The sequence below is a fragment of the Bradyrhizobium sp. LHD-71 genome (assembly GCF_031157255.1).
Taxonomy (GTDB): domain Bacteria; phylum Pseudomonadota; class Alphaproteobacteria; order Rhizobiales; family Xanthobacteraceae; genus P52-10.
Genome location: NZ_JAVIFX010000003.1, coordinates 299,285 through 321,373 on the forward strand (window position 1 = coordinate 299,285; position 22,089 = coordinate 321,373).

Annotated in this window: 19 protein-coding genes; 15 read left to right on the forward strand and 4 right to left on the reverse strand. The window is 63.1% G+C overall.

Translation table 11 applies throughout. The features are described from left to right. The first annotated feature begins 29 nt into the window (after positions 1-29). The 10 genes from RCO31_RS04140 to RCO31_RS04185 all read left to right on the forward strand — a co-directional run bounded on the left by RCO31_RS04140 (position 30) and on the right by RCO31_RS04185 (position 14,374). Complete coding sequence (locus RCO31_RS04140; protein WP_308966959.1) at positions 30-1,025, forward strand: hypothetical protein; 996 nt, start codon at positions 30-32, stop codon at positions 1,023-1,025. Between the two features lie 30 nt (positions 1,026-1,055). After that, positions 1,056-1,442 carry a hypothetical protein gene (locus RCO31_RS04145; protein ID WP_308966960.1) on the forward strand — a complete coding sequence of 129 codons (387 nt, stop codon included), beginning with the start codon at positions 1,056-1,058 and terminating at the stop codon, positions 1,440-1,442. Between the two features lie 6 nt (positions 1,443-1,448). Then, on the forward strand, positions 1,449-1,853 hold the full coding sequence (locus RCO31_RS04150) for a histidine kinase (protein ID WP_308966961.1): 405 nt from the start codon (positions 1,449-1,451) through the stop codon (positions 1,851-1,853). Next, positions 1,850-3,991, forward strand: coding sequence for a type III secretion system export apparatus subunit SctV (gene sctV, locus RCO31_RS04155; RefSeq protein ID WP_308966962.1), 2,142 nt, complete (start codon positions 1,850-1,852; stop codon positions 3,989-3,991). The genes RCO31_RS04150 and sctV overlap by 4 nt, the downstream gene beginning before the upstream one ends. Before the next feature lie 30 nt (positions 3,992-4,021). After that, the gene (locus RCO31_RS04160) at positions 4,022-4,651 is read left to right on the forward strand and encodes a tetratricopeptide repeat protein (RefSeq protein ID WP_308966963.1); all 630 of its coding nucleotides are present in this window, start codon (positions 4,022-4,024) and stop codon (positions 4,649-4,651) included. A gap of 141 nt (positions 4,652-4,792) precedes the next feature. Beyond that, positions 4,793-7,969 (forward strand): DUF4781 domain-containing protein, encoded by a 3,177-nt coding sequence (locus RCO31_RS04165; RefSeq protein WP_308966964.1) that lies wholly within the window; start codon positions 4,793-4,795, stop codon positions 7,967-7,969. A 29-nt stretch (positions 7,970-7,998) separates the two neighbouring features. Continuing rightward, positions 7,999-8,370, forward strand: a complete 372-nt coding sequence (locus RCO31_RS04170) for an immunity protein YezG family protein (RefSeq protein ID WP_308966965.1) — start codon at positions 7,999-8,001, stop codon at positions 8,368-8,370. Between the two features lie 360 nt (positions 8,371-8,730). Then, positions 8,731-10,038, forward strand: coding sequence for a DUF1521 domain-containing protein (locus RCO31_RS04175; protein ID WP_308966966.1), 1,308 nt, complete (start codon positions 8,731-8,733; stop codon positions 10,036-10,038). A gap of 91 nt (positions 10,039-10,129) precedes the next feature. Then, the gene (locus RCO31_RS04180) at positions 10,130-10,684 is read left to right on the forward strand and encodes a hypothetical protein (RefSeq protein WP_308966967.1); all 555 of its coding nucleotides are present in this window, start codon (positions 10,130-10,132) and stop codon (positions 10,682-10,684) included. A gap of 180 nt (positions 10,685-10,864) precedes the next feature. Further along, entirely contained in the window at positions 10,865-14,374 is a 3,510-nt protein-coding gene (locus RCO31_RS04185; protein WP_308966968.1) for a LysM domain-containing protein, read from the forward strand. Between the two features lie 30 nt (positions 14,375-14,404). Here the strand turns inward: RCO31_RS04185 and RCO31_RS04190 are convergent, their stop codons facing one another. After that, a complete protein-coding gene (locus RCO31_RS04190) occupies positions 14,405-15,955 on the reverse strand; it encodes an AMP-binding protein (protein ID WP_308966969.1) in 1,551 nt (516 codons plus the stop codon). Between the two features lie 75 nt (positions 15,956-16,030). Further along, positions 16,031-16,780 carry a haloacid dehalogenase type II gene (locus RCO31_RS04195; RefSeq protein WP_308966970.1) on the reverse strand — a complete coding sequence of 250 codons (750 nt, stop codon included), beginning with the start codon at positions 16,778-16,780 and terminating at the stop codon, positions 16,031-16,033. 472 nt (positions 16,781-17,252) lie between these two features. On the opposite strand from RCO31_RS04195, the gene ykgO reads away from it, so the two are divergent. Together ykgO and RCO31_RS04205 are read left to right on the forward strand one after the other, a co-directional pair. Further along, positions 17,253-17,378, forward strand: coding sequence for a type B 50S ribosomal protein L36 (ykgO, locus tag RCO31_RS04200; RefSeq protein ID WP_006611362.1), 126 nt, complete (start codon positions 17,253-17,255; stop codon positions 17,376-17,378). Positions 17,379-17,571: 193 nt separating this feature from the next. Next, a complete protein-coding gene (locus RCO31_RS04205) occupies positions 17,572-18,135 on the forward strand; it encodes a tetratricopeptide repeat protein (protein WP_308967060.1) in 564 nt (187 codons plus the stop codon). A 116-nt stretch (positions 18,136-18,251) separates the two neighbouring features. Here RCO31_RS04205 and pyk read toward each other — a convergent pair whose 3' ends face one another. Further along, positions 18,252-19,685 (reverse strand): pyruvate kinase, encoded by a 1,434-nt coding sequence (pyk, locus tag RCO31_RS04210; protein WP_308966971.1) that lies wholly within the window; start codon positions 19,683-19,685, stop codon positions 18,252-18,254. Further along, complete coding sequence (locus tag RCO31_RS04215; protein ID WP_308966972.1) at positions 19,682-20,260, reverse strand: DUF1036 domain-containing protein; 579 nt, start codon at positions 20,258-20,260, stop codon at positions 19,682-19,684. Before RCO31_RS04215 ends, pyk begins: the two co-directional genes overlap by 4 nt. A 221-nt stretch (positions 20,261-20,481) precedes the next feature. Here RCO31_RS04215 and RCO31_RS04220 point away from each other — a divergent pair, with 221 nt between their 5' ends. From RCO31_RS04220 to RCO31_RS04230, 3 genes are all read left to right on the forward strand, one after another. After that, complete coding sequence (locus RCO31_RS04220) at positions 20,482-20,784, forward strand: DUF1244 domain-containing protein (protein WP_308966973.1); 303 nt, start codon at positions 20,482-20,484, stop codon at positions 20,782-20,784. Positions 20,785-20,863: 79 nt separating this feature from the next. Beyond that, a complete protein-coding gene (locus tag RCO31_RS04225) occupies positions 20,864-21,574 on the forward strand; it encodes a class I SAM-dependent methyltransferase (RefSeq protein WP_308966974.1) in 711 nt (236 codons plus the stop codon). A 212-nt stretch (positions 21,575-21,786) separates the two neighbouring features. Beyond that, positions 21,787-22,065: a DUF2312 domain-containing protein gene (locus RCO31_RS04230; protein ID WP_308966975.1), complete on the forward strand. Its 279-nt coding sequence runs from the start codon at positions 21,787-21,789 to the stop codon at positions 22,063-22,065. The last annotated feature ends 24 nt before the right edge of the window (positions 22,066-22,089 follow it).

The window sequence follows — 22,089 nt, forward strand, 5'->3', positions numbered from 1 at the left end:
TTCCAGTCTCGAAGAATTCGGAGCGCGCCATGTCAATGCCATCCCCATGCCTGACGATGTCGATCGAGTCGGGGCTGTATGCCGGTTCGTCGCACGCGTTCGCGGCGGGGCGCTATACGATCGGCAGCTCGGTGGATGCCGACATTGTGCTGATGGAAGCCGATGTCGAGCCGCTTCACGCCGTGATCGACCTCTCGGGACCGAACCTTCAGATCGAGGCTCTGGCGGGCCGAATTTCCGTGGAGCCGCAGAAATATCTCGCAGCGGGCGTCCGGCAGACGGTCACCACGCCTTGTCACATGAAGATCGGCGCAGTCGAGGTGCATCTCAGCCGCTCTGACGATGCCAGCATGCCGACACGAGGCGGCCCGTTCGGCGTCTCGCTGACGCGATCGCGCCTGCTCATGGGCGCCGGGCTGGTCAGTCTGGTCAGTATTGTTTCGATTGCCCTGATGATGCATTCGCTGGCGGACACGCCGCTCTCGCAGACGGCGAGCGTATTTCGTGGCGATCTGCGGCAGACGCTGCTCGCATCGGCGGCGAATCCGGCTGATATCCAGCTGCCCGGCATTGCCAGGGAAGCCGCACCGCGTGAGCGCGAAGGCGGCATCATGGTTCCCGATCTTGCGTTTGATACAGTCAAAGCTGCAGCCGATGCGATGCAAGCAGAAATCGAGCGCCTGGGCATCCTGAATGTCCAGATCGAACCCGGCGCCGGAATCGTCGCGGCGACCGGGACCATCGATCCGAAGGTTGCGCCGCAGTGGCAGAACGTCCAGCGGTGGTTCGATGAACGCTTTGAAGGCGACATTACCCTTGTGAACGGCGTCAGCGTCAAGGAAGAGAAGCTGCCGGGATCGCTGTCGATCGAAGGCGTGTGGCGGGGCGACCATCCTCATCTTTTGATCAGAGGTCAGAAGTATCTTGAGGGCGCGATGCTTGATGGCGGCTGGGCTATCGAGCGCATCGAGGCGGAAAAGGTGCTGCTGCGGCGCGAGGGGAAGCTTGTCGCCGTCCGTTACTGATCAATTCACGTTGACCGGAGCAGGGCGAAGATGCCCAAGCTGACCAGTCTGCCACCTGGCGTACGGCTCGATGCGGCGATCGAACGCACGCTCGCTGCGCCGAACCTTGACGGCATCACCAGAAGGCATCTCGACGAAGCGCAGACCGTCATTGCCCGTATCGATCGGCGGGACACCGCTTCCGGCTTTGCCGGCCGCAATCTCGTCGATGCATTGATGACTTTCGTGATGCCGACTCTGCAAAATCCGCATGTCCTGCAGGCCGAGCGTCATCGCACATTGCTCGAACAGTTGCAGTCGGATCTCACCGGCGGCGGCGACGATCCACTTGTTCGCGAAGGCGTGTTGATCGTCCGGCGCGAGCTCAAGCGGCTCGCGCAGTTGCGCCAGAACTGCAACAGCCTGGTCGAGGGCTAGCCCGCCATGCGCGACGTGATGCGCAAGCCCGAGCCTGCCGGTGATCCGTCATCCCATGGAGCGGATGCGATCGGCATGGATCAGCGTGATCTGCTCTGTGCGCTGGCCTATGTCTACGTGGCGTGCGGACAATGCCGCCGCGCGCTGCCGTTGCTGCGTCTTGTCGTGCGCGCGCGCCCGGATGATGTCGAGGCGGTCAGGTTGATGGCCTACGCGCATCTCGCCAACAACGACGGTGCAGCTGCGCTCGCAGCTGTCGATCGTCTGGATGTACTCGATACCGACGAGGCCTCGCAAGCGCCGCGGCTGCTACTGCGCAGCCAGGCGTTGCGCCTGCAAGGGCAGATGGTCGACGCACGCCGGCAGTTCGATCGGTTTGTGGCTGTCCGGACGCATGGAGGGCACGAATGATGGAGAGACTGAAGTCGCTGGTCGTACGGGCTCCCGGCAGCCCGGATCTCATGATCGCGCTGGTGCTGGTGCTCACCATCGCGATGATGATCCTTCCGATGCCGCTGCTGCTGGTCGATCTGCTGATCGGCTTCAATCTCGGATTTGCGGTCCTGCTCTTGATGGTCTCGCTTTATGTGCGGAGCCCGATCGAGTTCTCGACGCTGCCAGGCATTATCCTGCTCTCGACGGTCTTCCGCCTTGCGTTGACCATCACCACAACCCGCCTGATTCTCGTCCAGGCGGATGCAGGCGATATCGTCCGGACATTCGGCGAATTCGTCATAGCCGGCAGTGTCCTGGTCGGGCTGGTGGTCTTTCTCATCATCACGGTGGTGCAGTTTATCGTGATCGCCAAGGGTGCGGAGCGAGTTGCCGAGGTGGGCGCGCGCTTCATTCTCGATGCGTTGCCGGGAAAGCAGATGGCGATCGATGCCGAATTGCGAAATGGCGATATCGATCAGGTCGAGGCGAGGCGCCGGCGCGGCCGTCTCGAGCAGGAAAGCCAGCTCTACGGCGCGATGGACGGCGCAATGAAGTTCGTCAAAGGCGACGCCATCGCCGGGCTGGTCGTCATTGCCGTGAACCTGATCGGCGGTATCGCCGTCGGCACCTTGAGTCGCGGCATGCCGCTCCTGCAAGCCGCTCACGAATACACATTGCTGACGATCGGCGATGCGCTGATTTCGCAGATTCCCGCCCTGATGCTGTCGATCACAGCGGCCACCGTCGTTACGCGAGTCACTGGCGACAGGCAACTGGATCTCGGCCGCGACATCGCCGGCCAGCTTTCCGCGGATCGGCGCGCGCTGCGACTTGCTGCAATTGTTCTGCTCGCGATGGGGCTGATTCCCGGCTTTCCAACGGCGGTGTTCGTGGTGCTCGCACTGGCGTTCGCCGCTGCGAGTTTGGTTGCGCGGGCGAGATCTGACGAGGACGGTGCCGCTGTCGGCAACGACAACAGGGACGAACAGGCCGAAGCGGGCGTCGCGCCGACGCGTGCCCGCGACGTACGTCAGGCGGTGCCCGCAGAGGTGCCGCTTGTCAGCGTGTTGCTGTCAGACGATCTGCATTCGGTTGAGCAGATGCGCGTGAAGCTCGACGAGGCGCGGGCCAAGTTGGCCGATGCACTTGGGATTCTTATTCCGGACGTTGGCCTCGCGTTCGATTCCGCTGTCGGCGTTTCGCGATTTCGCATCGAGGTGGAGGGCGTCCCGGTTGAGGAAGATCACGTCGATCCGCAACGGCTGCTGTTGTGTGACGATCCTGTGAATTTGGAACTCGCCGGAATCCCGGCGCAGGCAGATGCCGCCAAGCCTTCCGAAAAGATCTGGATCGATGCTGCACACGAGAAGGCGTTGCTTGCAGCCGGCATCGGCTATCACGACTCTGCGGATATCATTGCCACCTGCGCGCGAGATGTTTTGGCGCGCAATGCGGCCCGGTTTATCGGCATTCAGGAAACGCGAGCGCTGCTCTCGCGACTGGAGAGCCGATATGGCGATCTTGTGAAGGAAGTGGCGCGTACCACGCCGGTGCAGAAGGTGGCTGATGTGCTGCGGCGTCTGGTCGATGAGGGAGTTTCCGTCCGCAATCCGCGTCTCGTTCTCGAAGCGCTCGCCGAATGGGGTGAAAAGGAGCCGAATGTCGTACTCTTGACCGAGTATGTGCGCGCCGCGCTGAAGCGACAAATCTGTCACAAATACGCAAATGCTCACAGGATTGTGCCAGCCTACATGATCGAGCGGGCCGCAGAGGACATCATCCGCAGCGCGGTCCGCGATACCGCGGTGGGTCCCTATCTGGTTCTGGAGGACAAGGTATCGGAAGGGCTATTGGAAAGGGTTCGCCGCATCGACAAGACGACGGTTTCCGATCGTGATCGGCCGGTGATCTTGACGTCGATGGATGTTCGTCGCTTCGTGCGCGGATTTCTGGTCCGCAACGGTCTGGACATTCCGGTTCTTTCGTATCAAGAGTTGGCAAGCGACTTTACCATTCAGCCGGTCGGTACGATCGGGCTTGCCGGCAGCTTCGGCTCCGATTCAGCTCCGAGGACCGGATCGTTTCCGCAAAGTGTCGTACCAGCCGTCGGCTGACCGCACGGCTGGATAGCCGTGAGGTGTGTGTTGAGTCAGAGTCCGCAGCCGTCGGGATCGTACGCGGCGTTGAAGTGGCTGCGTGCGCTCACAGCACCGCTTCTTGCCCTTGGCGTCAGCGCCTGCGCAGGAGTGCAACTCGATACCGTGGTTGGATCATCCGATCCTCCGACCACAAGCGCCGATCTCGACACTGCGGCGCTTACGCGGTTGGCGCAAGCCGCCGAAAGCAACGGCAACGCGTTGAACGCGGCAAATATCTATCGTCGGATTGCGGAACGCCAGCCGTCTGCAACGCAACCCAAGATCGATCTCGGGCGGGCGTTGATCCGCGACGGCAACCTCGACGGAGCGGATGCTGCGTTTCGCGAGGCGCTTGCGGTCGCTCCCGGCAACACCGACGCCCAAGTCGGCCTCGCGCAGATCATGCTCGCACGACAGCAGCATACAGAGGCCCTTGCCGCGTTCGGCGCCATTCTCGAACAGCATCCGCAGAACGTTAAAGCGCTTAACGGTGCCGGAATCGCGTCGGATGCAATCGGCCGGCATCAGGAGGCGCAGGAGTATTATGGTCGCGCGCTTGCGGTTGCACCGGACAACCGCGCCGCACGCAACAATCTCGCGCTTTCGAAGACGTTGGGCAGCACGAACGTTCGATAGTTCGCCCGAACCGCAACGTCAGCTTCACATCAGATTTGCGCGCTAGCCTCCAGGCGACTGCCGCGGTCGCTGATCATTGCGTGACGATCACCGAGCCGGCCGCGGCGAGCTACCGACACTCCGCATACGAACGGAGGCCACATGTCGCCGCGAGCCAGCGCCGTCTCAGCCGATCGGCGTGACACACCAGGTAACGTCGATCGAGCGGAAGCGCGAGGCGCAGCATTCCAGGGCGCTCTTGATGCGGCGCGACTTGCCTCGAACGAGTCGAAACCGACCACGTCGCGTGAGGTCTCGCTCCGACGCGCCAACGATAATGCCGAACACCTCACGCCGGCAGCGCAGGACGTCGCGCCGCAGCGCCGACAACAGATTGCCGAGTGGGTCGAGCGGCAGTCCGACCCGAGCGGAGGTTTTCTCGGCATCGGCCAGACGTCGACCGCGGAGAAGGCCATCGGGGCGTTGCGCGGCCAGTCCGAGCTTGGAGCGCTCGATCGGCCACAGCAGCAGTTGCTGATGGATGGCGTGCTCGATCGCTGGACGGCGGGCGAGGGTGAGGGACCGGGCGGTGCCGCGCGTCTCGTCCGGTCGCTGGACGATGCGCCCGAGTTGCGCGCCTTCGTCGCCGAGCGCACCGCGCTGGAAGCGGCGGAGCTTGCACGCGCGCCTGCGATCGAGGCGACGGCATCCAGCGATCAGCGGCAGCGCCGGATGACGGCTACGTCCTACGCCGTTGCCGCCGTCACCGCCGTCTCGGGCCCGGTGGGGAGCGCAGCCGCGAACTTGGAGCCGCTGCGGAAGATGCTGACAGGGCTGAGGCCTGAGGATACGGCCGCATTCGCGCGCGCGCTCTCGACCGATGCGTCGGTAGGAATCGCTGGGCGGATGACCGCGTCGATGCGCGAGCGCGCGTTGTCGGCGATCAATCAGGGAGCCCATTCGGAAGCCGCGAGCGCTTTCGTGCAGAATGCGTTCGCGACAACATCGGCGATCGACTACGGCAGTGTCCCGGCACTGCGCGGCGCGATGGCGCATGCGCTTGCACGCGAATGGCATCCCGAAGACTCGGCACAGCAGCATGCCGAGGCTGAGCGGCTGACCGGCATTCTCGAAACCAGACAAGGACGAGAACTGTTGGGCTCGCAGGCCGCCGACAAGGCGCCGATCGCGGCGCGTGTGAATGCACTTGCGACCATCCGCATGAATTCGGCGATCACCGCCGATACGCTGCGGCAGACGGAAGACCCCTGGACCAACCGTGCGATCGTCGAACCGCAAGCGCAGGCATCCGCACAGCGTCTTTTTTCCGGGCGTGGCGACGCGCCGCAACTCTTGCAGGGAACCGATCTCGATAACACCATCGGCTACGCCATGGGCCTGCCGCCGGTACTCCCGCCCGGCGCCAGTTTTGAGCAAGCGCAGGCGGGCATCTCGCGTGGCGAGCTTTCGCTGTATGCGCAGGGCGAACATGCGGCGCCGGTTCGCGCCGTCGTCGATCAGATTCGCACAGTTGCCGGCGGTGGCGCCGCACGGGTGACGGTACTGCCGGTCACCTATTCGAGCGCTGAGACAGGACCGGTTCAGTTGCCACTCTTTCGCGTGACGGGCGCGGACGGACGTGAGCGCTTTGTCGACAATATCGGGCGCGCCTACGACGACTTCGGCGACTGGCGGAAGAACAACCAGCTTCCGCCGGGATCGATGACCTATCCATCGGCTGGACATCTGAGCACCCGTCCAGAGGGGAGCATCGCGCTCGAGCACGGCAATACGCCGAAAACTGTCGATACGTTCGGCGAGCAGTTCAGCCAGGTTGTCGACAAGGCTGCGCTGGTCGGCGGCATCGTCGCCGGCGGGGTGCTGATCATCGGCACGGGAGGTCTCGCAACACCGATTGTGGTCGGCGCCGGGGCGGTGGCGGTTGGTGCAGGTGCATGGGGCGCATATCGCAGCGGCAGCGAGCTTGCTGACCGCGCTGATCACGGTCAATCGATCGATCCTTTCAGCGATGAGACGGCGCGCGGACTCTGGTTGAACGTTGGGGCGAACGCGCTGTCGATCGGTGCATTCGGCAGTGCTGCCCGGCTGGCCCAGCTGGGACGTGCCGGTCGAGCCATCGCGCCGATCGAAGCATCGGTTCACGGCTACGTGCAGGCCGGGGCCGCAATTGTCGACACCGCGGCCATCGCCAACGAGAGCATAGGCCTGTCGCGCCACTGGAATGAAATGTCCGGCGAGCAGCGCGCACAATCGCTCTTGTCCATGGGTTTCTGGGCTGCCGGCACCGGTGCTGCCATGCGCACCGGCGGGCTGCGTCCGGGTGACATGTTCAATCCCATCGCCGTGCGCGACGGGCTGCTGCGCAACTTCGCGCCGCAGGTTACGCCTGACAGTTCGCTCCGCGGGAATGCGGTTCAGATCGACTACGATCCGACGACGGGCGCGGTTCGCGGCATCCGTCATGGTCCGCAAGCGACGGCAACCGACATCGATCTGCATGTCGCGACAGCCCAGAACATCCAGCGAAGTCTCACGCTCGAGGGACAGCTCCGCGCCTTCTTTACCGAGCACGGTGAGCCCCCGGCCGGGACGGTCGGCTGGGCGGCGCGGATCGACATCAGCAAGATCCGTGAGCGAATGGAAGTACGTTCGCGCGAATTGACCGACCCCGGCATCACCGCTGAGCGTCGGGCCGACATCGGCCGTGCGAACGCACTCGACCAGCAGCACCTGGATCAGCTGGCAAACGATGTGAGTTCGATGGTGCGCGACCCGAGTCGCGCGGTGATCGAAGCGCGCAACACGCGCCAGGGAGCTGAGCGCGATCGCATCGTGCTCGAACCGGGTGACAAGGCCGGTGGCTGGAACCAGGCGTTGAACGGCGAGTTGCAGCCTAACACCGAGTATGTCGTCGGACGCTATACATATGGCACCGACGACGCCGGCCGGGTGGTGGAGGCGCGAGGCCGCGTCCACCTGCAAACCCACGACCGCAACACTTATCAGCAGGGGAAGGCGGCCAAGGTCGGCGGCATCAAGGATGCCATCGAGGGCGACGAGGGCGGGCATCTTTTTGCCGCGATGTTCGACGGTCCCGGCGAACAGATCAATTATCATCCAATGGCGGATGATTTGAACGGGAGTGGCGGCGACTGGTATAATATGGAGCAGGAGTGGAGGTCCGCGCTCCAGCAGGACAAGAGGGTAGATGCGCAGATCCGGGCCGAATTCGACGGTGACTCAAGGCGGCCGGTGGCCTTCCGGGTGACATTCTGGATCGATGGCAAGAAGCATGTGCGCTTCTTCGAGAACGAGTAGGTTGCACAACGTCGACGGGAGCAGGTGCGATGGCTGAGTTGAACACCGTCGAGGAGATCTACGATCTCGTTGCGAATGCGCTCGCGGCTGCGGTCGATGAGCCGTGGACGGAAATACGGTTACAGGCCGAGGTCTGGAAGACGTCGACGGGATTTACAGGCGACATCACGCGGGATCCCGCCGAGCGAGGCGTTGCCGAGCTGGATGTCGATCGTCTCGACTACGCGGTCGCAAAGGCCATCAAGAAGCTGCAGACGATCATGAAGTCGGATTCGCACGAGCCATGGAATCGGGCGACGTTTCGATTGACGCCGGACGGCGAGTTCTCCGTCGCTTTCGCTTATGACGCTGATCTTGCCGCACGCCTGGAGGCGTCGGCTGCGCGCGCCCGTGCGCGTTGAGATGCGCCGGATTCCCCGCGTATCCATGCTGAAGGCGGACTTGTCTCGGTCATGATCGGCACGTGACGACCACTCGATCTCGAGAGTGGAAGGTCGCCGCTGCAAAAGCGCGCATGATGTCCTTAATCGTTGCGATGCCACGGCCGGAAAGTCTGCGTCGCCGTCAGTTTCTCGAAAGCTTGCATCCCTATCGTAGAACCATGAGCCGGCGTGCTGAGTGGAATGTGCCGCATGCTACAGGCTCATCGATCAATTGACTCGAATCTGCACCGAGCTCACGGGCATCGCGGCGGGATCGGGACGTGAACCGAGTTCGGTCGTGTTGCGACCGGCAATCATGGGATGCGAAGGAGCAAGCAAATGATCTCAGACGTCGCGCAGCGTATGATGGGCAATGCCGATCGCCTCAACGAAATTGCGGCAGGTGGCGTTCAGCAGAATGAACAGCAGAACCTGGAGTCGATCTTCTCGACGATCCTGCAGAGTGCAGGCCAGTCCGGTGACCAATGGAGCGACGGCGAGCGCGTTCGGTTGATCACGGGAGCCCTCAACTTCGTGTCGGCCGGCCAGGATCCGAATGCGCAGGGTTCGGCGCTCGAGACCTTCTCCGGTCTCGTCCGCAACCTCGCCAGCGACGATGCCCTGGGTGGCGGCAAACCTCAGACAGGCGGCGACTGCGGCTGCAACGGCGGGGCTGAGCCGACCGGGACTTCAAGCTCCGGTGGACCATCGTCGGGTGGATCGTCGGCCAGCGCGTCGGGTGAAGACTTCAAGGTCAATGGCAACACGGTCGACACCGGCCGCTACTGCATCACCGCCAGCAATGCGCAGGGAGGCCGGATCGAAGTCACCGACAAGGAGACCGGCAAGAAGTTCAAGGTCTGGGGTGATCCCCACATCCACACCGGCGACGGTGACAAGACCGATTTCTACAGCAAGCCGGCGACGTTCGAACTGCCCGACGGCACCAAGATCACGGTCGATCCGACGAATGGTGAAAAGAAGACCTGGATCGAAAAGGTTGCCATTACCCGCGGTGACCAGGCTGCTGAAATGACCGGCTTCCGCGGCGACCTGAAGACGGAGCTGAAGTCCGGGCAGGGCCAGGCGCTGGATCAGCAGTACGAAGACGGCACGGTGATGAAGACGAAGAACGGCGAGATCGATGACCTCGTCCTGCCGGACGGCACCGAAATCACCGGCAAGAAGATCAAGAACATCGACAAGTACGCCGGGACCGGCGGCCCCAACGGGGGTAGCACCGACGAGCAGGTTCTGCAGAACCTCAACGGCGTGATCGATGGGTTGAACCTGTCTCCGCAGGAGAAAGACGCGCTGAAGACGGTCGTGTCGCTGCTCGGCCGTGTGATGAACGGTGCCGGCGGCGCCGGTGGCCAATCGCCGCAGCCGCTGCCCACGGCGGCGGCCCATGAGGAAGGAGCCCATGGCGCCAACGGAGGAGGAGAGGCCGGCCCCGCCGAGGCCACCTCCGCTGAACAGCAGGACGGTAGCGATCCGTTCCAGCAGATCATGAGCACGCTTTCGTCGCTGATCGAGCGGCTCAACCTGCCGCAGAACGAAAAGGACGCGCTGACGACAGTGGTATCGATGCTCGGCCGCCTGCTCGGCGGTGCGGGTGGACAGCAGGAAATGCCGCAGATGGCTTAATTCCGCCAGAGTGAATGTAGAGTGGTTGGCCCTGACGGTCGATACCGTCAGGGCCAAGGCCGTTTCAGGATGCGTCGGCCGCGGGGAAAACATGACGGTGTTCAAGCATTCGATCCATGCGTGCCTTGCGCTGACGTTGATCGCGCCGGCCACGGCTCAACCGTTGCGCGACCAGATCACGGGGCTCGCGGTCGATCCTCCCGAAGGTTATGTCGCCCGCACGCTCGGACCGACGCCGACCTTTGTCGTGCGGTTCGAGGTCAAGAAGCCGTCCGATCGCGATACGGGGTGCCAGGTCGCATTCACGCCGCTTCCGCAGAACACCGAACTCAAGCAGAACGAGATCAACGACATCGTCGAAGGACCGCGTTGGCTCGACCTCGCCCGGGCGACGGTCTCCATCAACTATGACGTGTCCGCGACCGATCGTTTCAACGTCAACGGAATCGGCGGCGTGGCAATGGTCGGAGACTTGAAGCCGCGCCCCGGCCTGCCGGCGCGGGCGCAAGAGGTTCGGACGCTCTTCATGCTGCTCGAGACGCCAAAGGGGCGAACGACCACCATCTGCGTGGGCGAGAAGCAGACATTCGACGCCAGGCGAGCGGAGTTCGAACTGATCGCGCGCTCGGTCTCGGCGCCGCATTGACGACGCTCTCAGCGTCAGCTTGTCATCAGCTTTATTGGTTAGAAATCAGCTCGATCGCGCGACATCGTGCCTCGCCGTGATTGCGAGCTCGGCGCGAATCGCGCGCACGGCCCGGGACGGGTCTGCAGCGAGGCTGTGGCATTCAAGACTTCATTAGAGTGGAGTGCGGAGCAAAAGGCGATGTCTGGCACAAGTGCGGCCGTGAAGGGCGCCACCGAAAAGCGTCCAGCGTCTGCCGAGCGAGCTGCTGACGAGGGCAGGACAGCAGCGGCCAATAACAACCAGATGCAAGCGGGCGGGGCTCAGGATAACCACCCGTCGCCCGCAGCCCAGGCGGATCCAGAATTCGATGCCGCCCTGCAGAAAGCGCAGCACGCGCGGAGCCGAGCAGATGGAAATCCGCAGCCGGTTCGCGGCAATGAGGTTCCGCACGAGGTTAGACCCGGCGACACTCTTCACGGCATAGCGCAAGAATATCGCGCGCCGTTTTCCGATGTTCTGAACGCTAACGGGCAGTTTCGCGATCCCGATCGCATCAGGCCCGGCGATGTGGCGTTCGTACCGAATGCCGATCCGCGCGTCGTAAGCGCGCGCGAGCAGGTTGCCGGTGCGCATCGCGCAGAAGAAAACGTCGTTTCGCTGGAACAGATGGCGCGCGCCTCCAACTCCACGCCAGCCGCGCGCGAGCTTGCGAGCATCGAACTGGATGGCGCCCGCGGCGAGGTCGCGCAGCGCTGGGGCGACATTCAGCGTTCCGTGGAGAACGAATTGCGGGAGGCCGGGCGCAATGCGGCGCTTCCCGACCTCGCCGCTCGTCCTGCGCTCGACGAAATACGCGGCCGCGTTCCTGACGATCCGAAGTATCAGGAAACGGTCGAGAGAGCGCGCGCCGCGGTCGACGCCGAATGGCGGCAAGGGGGGACGACGCAGGCCGAACTGAGCGGCCTGGTCGGTGATGCGCGGACGGCCGATCGCTCGCTCGCATCCCTGGAAGCTACCGCGCATGACACTGATGCGACGTCCGGCCAGCGCGCGCTTGCGGAAGCGCAAAGCGCCTCCAGCGCTGCGTGGACTAACGTCCGCAGGGAAGTCGAAGGGCATCTCCGCCTGCTCGGCACCGGCCAGCCATATCCCGAGGAAGCTGTCCGTCCACAGCTCGACGAACTGAGGCGGACTTTTCCCGATGATCCCAAGGTCAGGGATACGATCGACGCGGCCTACCGCAACGTGACCGGCGATTGGCGCAAGCAGGGATGGACGCGCGATACGCTTGGCAGTGTCGTCGAAAAATATGGTTCGGTTGAACAGGCGCAGCGCGACGTCGATGCGGCGCGCGTCGCTGGTCCGCAAGCGCAAGCCCGTCTAGCGGGCCTCGAATCGCATCTGGAAGCGCAACGAACCGCCCTGCGCGAGGAGATCGAGCGACAACTTGATGGTGTTGCCGGCCAGGTACCGGCGCAGCAGCGTGAAATGGCGATCGGCGCGCGTGCTACCCTGATCCAAGAGCACGGTCCGGACGACGCGGCATTCAAGGAGATCGTTGACCAGGCGACCTATAATAAGACCGTGCAGCCCGGCGTCGACGCTGTGCGCAATGCTTACCAGACAGATGGTGCACAGGCGGCGGCCGAGACGCTGCGCCAGCAGACCGAAAACGTCTCGCCGGAGACAGCGGAACGGATTGTCGCGGCAACTCTGCCGACGATCGACAGAATCGCCGGCGACATGAAGCAGAGCCTCACGGAAGGCGGCCCGATTGAGTATCAGGACGTCGCGGGCGTTTACGGCAATATCGCTACGGCAACGGACTACGCCGCTCGCGGAAACGATGGCGTCCAGGTGGCAGGCCAGGTGGCCGCAACGATGCTGCGGCATCTTCCAAGTGAGAAATTCCAACCGCACGTCCAGGACAGCCCGGCCTATCCGTTGCCTGCCTATCAGGAAGCCGTGATGCAGTCGGTGAGCGGCGGTGCCGGCGCGACACTTGCGCTGGAGATGGCGACGCAGCTCAAGGACGCCGATCGGACGAGCGAGGCCGACAGTCTGCTCAGCGCCACACGGGTCGGCGTTGAAGTCCTGCAGGGCAGGATTGAGGACGGCGTCAGGGCCTTCGGCGATGCGACCGCGGACGTGAGCCGCCTGCGTGCTGATTGGTCGGGCATAATGTCTCCAGAACAACTGGATCGCGCGACGGTCGAATACGTGGCCAACAGGCCGGACCTTCTGCCCAACTTCGATCGGACCTACAGTGCAATCGATGCGCTGGGTTATGCAGCGGTGCGCACGAGCATGGCGCTGAACTCCGCGTTGCCGCGGCTGCAGGGGTTGCCCACGACAGAACGGCTGACGCAGACCCGTGACGGGTTCGTCGCCAGCAAGGAAACCCAGTTTGCGATGGGGCTGAGCGACAGGGGCAGCAACGAGGTGCTGCGCATCGTGCTTGGCCAGGAGGCGGGGACGCTGTTGCCGTTGGCCTCGCCAAATTCGTCGGTCGGTAGCACCAGAGGTTTCGTCAAGGAGCTTGGCAACGCATTGATGACCTCGCAGCCGTCGTCGTCGGCCGCCATGGTTGATCTTGGTGCCGGTACGAGCGCGGGCATTCCGTCGGCAGGAGCGACAGCATCGAACACCGTCCGCGATATTTTCGGAACGGGCCAGGAGGTCAAGCTCGATCCGAAGAAGGCATCCGTGTTCCTTGGAAGCATGAACGGACTCGGGGCTGCCTTCAACGGCTACCAGGCGGCCCTGGCCTGGGACAAGTTCGCGCAAGATCCCGGTCGTCTGCTCGATCTGACCAAGGCGGTCTATTATTCGATCGGCACGGGCAAGGAAGCGGCCGAACTCCTTGCTGTCAGCGCCCAGCGCGGCTGGCTCGGACCGGGTGCGATCCCGGGCACTGAGCGCCTCTCGATGTCCATCCTCGCGAGGGCAAACCGCACCGGACTTGCGCTCGAGCCGGGTTGGGTCAAGTTCAGCACGTACTTCAAGATCGGCGGCGGATTGGTCGATGGCGCATTCGCCATCGACGCGGCCGCCCGCGGCGACTGGGGTGCGGCAGGCATCTATACCGCAAGTGCCGGTGGCGGCTTTATGATGGCCGCCGGTTCAGTTGCCTCGAGCGGTGGATGGCTCGCGAAATGGGGCGGTCCGGTGGGCGCAGGTTTGGTCCTTGCATCCGCCGTTGGCCTCTATCTCTATAACGATGTGAAAGACAAGGAACGGTTCGAAGAGCCGAGCCGCGAGTTTCTTGAAGCGGCCGGTTATCGGCCCGAAATCGCCGAGGCGCTCTCCGACTACAGCAAGATTGATGGTGGCAGCGCCGGGCCCGCACTTGCGGCGACCGCCAGACAGTTTGGCGTCACGCCGGAACAGCTGATGCAGCGGCTCAATCGCATGGATCCCGAGAAAGTGCGCAATCTTGTTGACCAGGCGCAATCGGTCGATCAGGACAATACTGGGCGCTTCCCGCTCACGGCGCTTAACGATCGCAACGTTTGGGGGCCGCCGGGTAAAGATCCTCAGCTCGGCGGAAGCTATCTTTATGATCCACAGGACAACCGTTTCCGAGGTGAATATCGAGCCATACCCGGAAGCTGGTACCCGGGGCGAATGGAGGACGCCAACCCGCGAAGCATGACAGCGCTTCGCGACTATGCACGAGCTCTCTTCGGTGAGGCTATTCTGGGCTGATCGTCCTCGCTGGGACTGCCGGACGCTCCGTCAGACGATTTTGGTTTTCCGGTCACCCCAATAGCGGTCGCGGAGCAGGCGCTTGTAAAGCTTGCCGGTCGGCAGGCGCGGCAGTTCGGCCTCGAAGTCGATCGACCGGGGACACTTGATGTGTGACAGATTGGCTCTGCAAAAAGCGATCAGCTCGTCGGCGAGGTCGGCGTCGGCGGCGATGCCGGGCATGACTTGCACGACGCCCTTGACCTCTTCGCCCAGATCCTCGTTCGGGACGCCGAAGACGGCCGCGTCCGCAACCTTCGGATGGGTGATCAGGAGGTTTTCACATTCCTGCGGGTAGATGTTCACGCCGCCGGAAATGATCATGAAGGTCGCGCGATCGGTCAGATAGAGAAAGCCATCATCGTCGACGTAGCCGACGTCGCCGACGGTGCTCAAGGAGCCGTCCGGCGAGCGGGCCTCGGCGGTCTTCGCCGGATCGTTGAAATACTGAAAAGCCGTAGCGGTCTTGAACCACAGCGTGCCCGGCGTTCCTTTGGCGCATGCCTGCATCTCCTCGTCCAGCACATGCAACTCGCCGAGCAGAACCTTGCCGACGGTGCCTCTGTGCGTCAGCCACTCACCCGTATCGCAGGTCGCGAACCCCAGCCCCTCGGTGGCGCCGTAATACTCATGAATGATCGGCCCCCACCAGTCGATCATCTGCTCCTTCACCTGGACCGGGCAGGGCGCCGCGGCGTGGATTGCCACCTCCAGTGAGGAAACGTCGTAACGTTTGCGTGCCTCCTCAGGCAGCTTGAGCATGCGCGAGAACATTGTCGGCACAAGCTGGCTGTGCGTTGGCCGGTATTTCTCGACCAGCCGCAGATACTGCTCCGGATCGAAACGCTCCATGATGATGGCGGTGCCGCCGCAGCGGATCACCAGATTGACCGCGGCCTGGGGCGCGGAGTGATAGAGCGGGGCGGGCGAGAGGTAGACGAGCCCTTCGCTATAGCGCCAGAGTTTCTGCAAGAAATCGAACAGCGGCAGCTGCTGCGACGGCGGTTGTTCCGGCAGTGGTCGCAGGATGCCCTTCGGCCGGCCGGTCGTGCCGGACGAATACAGCATCGCTGTGCCCAGGCTTTCATCGGCAATCGGCGTCGCGGGAAGGTCGGAGGTGGCCTCGTCGAGGTTGAGAATGCGTTTGCCGTCGCCCGGTCCGTTGACGACCAGCACGGCCTCGACCTTCGGGCACAGCTCAATCGCCTCGAGCGCGGTCGCCCGGCTGTCCTGCGAGACCATCAGGATCCTGGATTCGCTGTTGTTGACGATGTAGGCGACTTCGGCCGCGGTCAGGTAGGAGTTGATGCAGGTGAAGTAGAGGCCCGCGCGTTCGCCTGCCCCGCAGCATTCGACGTAGCGGGCGTTGTTCTCCATGAAGATGGCGAAGTGATCGAGCCGGCGAAGGCCGCGATTGCGGAGCAGATGCGCAAGCCGGTTGGTGCGTGCTTCAAGCTCGGCGTAGCTGACCGTTTCGCCGGTCTGCGCCATGATAATGGCCGGTTGATCGGCGCGCGCCTTCGCGTGGATGCCTGGATACATCGAACATTCGCTCCCTGATTATCGGTCTGGGCCGAGTTGGTTTCGGCTCCTTGTTGTTGATGGTTGAACGCCGTCTTATTGCATTCGCAGGCCTGCCAGGAGCGACGGCAACTCTGACAACGTGCCGATCGTCCAGTCCGGATCGAACCCGAATGGATCGGGCCTGAGCCGCGTGGCCTTGAACATGGCGAGCGGAGAGATAGCGCGCGGATCGCGTGTCTCGTCAGCGAGCGCTGCGCCGGTCACGCGCTCGATCCAGGCGACCTTGAAGCCGAACGCTTTTGCCCCGCTGGCGTCAAAGGGATTGGACGACACGAACACGACCTCGTCCGGCCCGGCGCCAAGCGCTTGTTCGACCAGCGCGTAGGTTTTGGGGCTGGGCTTGAAGACCTGCGCGTCGTCGACGCTCAGCACGGCATCGAGCAGCGGCACCATACCGCTGTTCTGCACCAGAGCCGCAAGCATGTTGCGGCTGCCGTTCGACAGGATCGCGCGCTTGCTTTCCTTCAAGGCCGCGAGCGTCGCCTTCGCATCCGGATAGGGATCAAGATGCAGATACTTGTCCATGATCTTTTCGAAGGTCGAGGCATCGTGCGAAAGGCCGAGCGCCTCGAGCGTGTAAGCGAGCGATTCGCGTGTCACGGTCGAGAAGTCCGCGTAGCGCTGCATCAATGAACGCAACCAGGTGTATTCGAGTTGTTTCATCCGCCAAATCTGGGTGATGACTTCACCATATGCGGGAAAGGCCTGTTCCGTGACGGATGCGACCGACTGTATGTCGTAGAGCGTGCCGTAGGCATCGAAGACAACGGCTTTGATCGTCATCATACTTCCTCCGGCAGACGTGCGCAGCGATAGTCAAAGACTTGAGCCCCGCTGCATCTTGACGACGATTACATGAAGGGCAACTTCGGCGAGCCCGGTTTTGGCTGGATCATTATGTGGGCAGCACCATCCAGCGGTCCGGACCATCAAGGCCAGAGCAGGCCACTCCGGAGAGAGCGGTGAGGTCTGACCAACGTGGCCGCGGAGAACCGGAGCGAGGCGGTCGTGGCGGCCCGGAGCGGGGTATAGTCGAGTTCCCGCCAGGCGCTGGGCGTCTGACGGGTGAAAATCGGCCGGTTTCGTGTCGTTTCGACACCCCAGCATGGCGGGGCCGGATTGACAGTCCGGCCACGCTTGCCTTAAACATCCGGCCAATTCGGGCGGCTTGGCCGCCCGCTTCCTTTTCCAGGATACCCGGGTCCAGGACCCGGTTTGGCCGCATACGGCCTTCGAAAGTGTTAGGATTCGACCCATGAAGGTCCGTAACTCGTTGAAATCGCTGCGTGGGCGCCATCGTGCCAACCGCCTGGTCCGTCGCAAGGGCCGGGTCTATGTGATCAACAAGGTCCAGCGCCGTTTCAAGGCGCGTCAGGGCTGATTGCAGCCCGACTTCCGGGCCCTGATTCACCCGCGGTTACCCATCTCACACAGGCTTGAGCGTTTCCGCGCTTTCCAGCGCGCGGAAGCGCATCTAGACTTTGTGCATGGCATCGGTCTCCCAGAATTCGCGTCGACTGTCGGCCGTCCTCGCGTCCGCGTTGACTGCGGCGCTCGTCGTTGCGGCCCCGGCGATGGCGCAGAACACAACTCCGCCGACTGAGCAGAAGAAAATCCCCCAGGCGCCGGAGAAGCTGCCGAACATCGGCGCTGACCGCTCCCGCGGTCTCGATTTCCTGTTCGGTGCGTTGAAGGCGGCGCCCGACGAGGCCAGCGCCAAGCATGTCGAAGGACGTATCTGGGCGCTGTGGACGCAGACGCCGAGCGACACCACGATGCTGCTGATGACGCGCGCGAAGACGGCAATCGAGCGGAAACAGCCGGAGGTGGCGTTGAAGCTGCTCGACAAGGTGGTCCGTCTCAAGCCGGACTATGTCGAAGGCTGGAATCGACGTGCCACAATCTACTATCTGCAGAATGATTATGCGAAGTCGCTCGCTGATATCCGTGAGGTTCTGAAGCGTGAGCCGCGTCACTTCGGAGCGCTCGCCGGGCTCGGCATGATCATGCAGGAAGTGGGCGACGACAAGCGCGCGCTGGACGCCTTCCGTAAGGCGCTTGAGATCAACCCCCATATCGAGAAGCTGCCTGAGATGGTGAAGAGCCTGACCGAGAAGGTCGAGGGCCGACCGATCTGATCCGGTTGCCCCGTCGGACGCGATCACACGCGCCGAGCCGCTACGAATCTCGCTGATCGCAAGACGTGCAGGGTAGACGTTGCGCCGCCTGGTGGCGGTGCCGCCACGCCAGTTGGCTATAGGTCGCTGTCGTCGCTGCCCACATACGCGATGCGCACCATATTGGTCGCACCGGGCGTGCCGAGCGGTACGCCGGCGACGATGATCACCCGCTGGCCCGAACGCGCGAAGCCGTCGCGGAAAGCGATGCGGCAGGCACGATTGACCATGTCATCCAGGTCTCTTGCGTCCTCGGCGACCACACAGTGAACGCCCCAGACCAGCGAGATCTTCCGCCCCGTCTGAATCCTCGGCGTGATGGCAACGACCGGCGGCTTCGGCCGCTCACGCGCCACACGCAGCGCCGTTGATCCCGAATCGGTCCAGCAGATGATGGCTGACAGGTCGAGGGTTTCGGCGATCTGACGCGCCGCGTCGGCGATAGCGTCACCGGCGGTCGCCTCCGGTTCGGCGCGCTGGGAGTTGATGACCGAGCGGTAGGTTGGATCGCGCTCGACCTCCTCACCGATGCGGTTCATCGTCGCGACGGCTTCCACCGGGTACTTGCCCGCCGCCGATTCGGCCGACAGCATCACGGCGTCGGCGCCTTCGAACACCGCGGTAGAAACGTCAGAAACCTCCGCGCGCGTCGGCACCGGGCTCATGATCATTGATTCGAGCATCTGCGTCGCGACGACGACCGGCTTGCCGGCACGCTTGGCCATCCGCGTCATCTGCTTCTGCAGGCCAGGCACTCGTTCCAAGGGCATCTCGACGCCGAGATCGCCGCGCGCCACCATCAAAGCATCGGAGACGTCGATGATCTCCGCCAAGCGCTCGATCGCCTGCGGTTTTTCGATCTTTGCCATCACCGCGGCGCGACCGCGCACGAGTTTCTTCGTTTCGATCACGTCGTCGGGACGCTGCACGAACGAGAGCGCGATCCAGTCGGCGCCTGCCTCGAGGGCGGCTTCAAGATCGGCCCGATCCTTCGATGTCATCGCCGAGACCGGCAAGTCCGTATCGGGGAGACTGACGCCCTTGCGATCCGAAAGGCGGCCACCAACGGCGACGCGCGTGATCGCGCGGTCGCCGGTCGCATCTTCGACGATCAGCCGCACCTTGCCGTCGTCGAGCAGCAGCGCGTGACCGGCCTTCAGTGCCTGCAGGATTTCCGGATGCGGAAGTTGTACGCGGTTGCGGTCTCCGGGTTCGGGATTGCCGTCCAGGGTGAAGGTCTCACCATTGTTGAGCTGGATCGCGCCGTCAGCGAATGAGCCGAGCCGGAGCTTTGGGCCTTGCAGATCGACCAGCACGCCGATCGGCCGCCCGTAGTTGCTTTCGATGTTGCGGATCGTCGTCACGAACTCGCGCATCTTGTCATGCGACGTGTGCGACATGTTGATGCGAAAGAGATCCGCGCCCGCCTCGAACAGCTTCCGGATCGTGGCGCTGTCGGAAGAGGCTGGGCCCAATGTTGCGAGAATCTTGATGCGACGCAGCCGTCTCATTTTTTCGGTGCCCCGGGAGGGGGCAGCGACGGCGACACTGGCGATCCGCCAGGAATTCCGCCCGAGGGCGAGGCGCCGCCTGGCAGACCCGGCAGCGATCGCTGGGCGTTGTTCTGCTCGCCTGTTTCGGTGAGCTGCACGGTCCAGGCGCGCTGCTCGCCCGTATCGACCTCAAAGAAGCCGGTACGATCAAAACCGCGTGCGAGGCAATCCTCCGTGCCGCGGATGGTGAATTCCTTGTCACGTGAGCACATGAAGGCTTGTCCCGACCACTCTCCGCCACGATCGTAGTCGATGGCATAGATATAATAATATCGTGCGACCAGCGTTCCGCGCAGCAACGTTTCGCAGCTCTTCGCCGACACGTTCCACCACCCTTCGGTGGTCCAGCCTTCAGCGTCCTTGTAGCCGAGCGCGATGCCGACGCGGCTTGCGGTATTGTTGCAAAGGCGGAAATCAGCCTTCGCCGGCGGCGCCCACAGGAAAACGATGGCAAGCGTCGCGACCGCTGCAAGCTGCGCCAGCAGGCAGCCGCGCCGGCCTTCGTTCGATCGGATGTCGCCCAACACGCTCATGCAGTCCGAAATTGCACACCCCGGCAAGAACCCGAGGCGAATCCACCTGATTTCGCGTAACCGTCCCTCGGCTGTCAACGATTCTCGCGTTAATTCCGTGTGACATGAGCCGCCACAGTTACGGATTTGCCTTCAAGTCTTCGCAATTGCCCGGCCGGTATGGCAAAATCCAGAATGTTAACTACTTCAAGCTGATCACCGCTGCAGATTGAGGCAACACCATGCCGCTCGACGACGCCACCCGCACCGAACTGGAAGCCGCCGCGTTCCGTACCTTGGTGCAGCACTTGCGCACGCGCACCGATGTGCAGAACATCGACCTGATGAACCTCGCAGGATTCTGCCGCAATTGCCTCTCGAGCTGGCTGAAGGATGCCGCGGACGCCCGAGGGGTTGCGCTCAGCAAGGACGAGAGCCGCGAGGCGATTTACGGCATGCCCTATGAGGACTGGAAGGCGAAGCACCAGAAGGAAGCGACCGCCGACCAGCTTGCAAAAATGGCATCCGTCAACCATAAGCACTGACCCCTGATTCCACGCCACATCGCCGGCCTGCAACTCGGTCGCGAGGCAGCAGCGACGCCTGCCATCGGATGGGACTTCGATGTCGAACGGATGGGACGAGTCCGCAGCGGCCTGGATCGCGGATCAGGGCGAGCGTGGCGACTTCAGCCGTGAGTTCGTCCTCGACACGGTGATGCTGAAACGCATTGAGGGCCGCGATTTCAAGACGGCGCTCGATGTCGGCTGCGGCGAGGGTCGCTTCTGCCGGATGCTACGGGCCAGGGGGATTGCCGTCACGGGCGTCGACCCCACGTGCGCTTTGTTGCAGAAGGCGCGCGAACTCGATCCGGAAGGAGACTATCGCGAGGGGCGAGCCGAAACGCTCGAATTTGCCGATCAGAGTTTTGACCTTGTTGTCTCTTACCTGACGCTCATTGATATGCCGGATATCCGGCGAGCTATTCCGCAGATGGTGCGCATCCTGAAACCGGGAGGCTCGCTGCTGATCGCCAACGTCAACAGTTTCATTTCTTCGTGTGCGCATCTCGGCTGGGTGCGCGACGCCGACGGCGTGCATCTGCATTATCCAGTGGACGACTATCTCGATGAGCGTTCCGCAAACGTAAGCTGGCGAGGCATCCAGATCGAGAACTGGCATCGGCCGCTGAGCGTCTACATGAAACTTTTGCTCGAGCAGCATCTGCAACTGGTATATTTCGACGAACCTGCGCCGCATGGTGGCGACGCCGAGCGAGCGCGGCGCTATCGTCGAGCACCATGGCATCTGGTGATGGAGTGGCGGAAGGGTTAGCCAGCGAATCCAGCGCGCAGGGAACCGTGTAGGCGCAAGAGAATTCAGCATCCGCGTGACGAGGCATTGAATTCGTCTGTGGGTCGCTGTGGATGAGCGCGCGCGCAGCTTGACGCAACATGCTCCGTTGAATGAGGGTGATCCTGCAAACGGGCGCGCTCGATGAGCGCGGCGCTTGCCAGCAATCCCTCTTCTTGTTTCCGGAGTATTCGATGGCCAGTCCTGCCGCTGCCGCCGCTATCACGGAGGAGCCCTCGACGAGCTTCGCCAAAGATCAGCTCAAGGCCATCATTGAACGCATCGAGCGGCTGGAGGAGGAAAAGAAGACGATCTCCGATGACATCCGTGACGTCTATGCCGAGGCCAAGGGCAACGGCTACGAGGTCAAGGCGCTTCGCGCCATCGTACGTATGCGCAAGCAGGACGCCGACGAGCGCAGGGAGCATGAGACGATCTTGGAGACCTACATGCACGCCTTGGGAATGCTCTGAGCTGTGAGGCTTAATGAGCGGTGA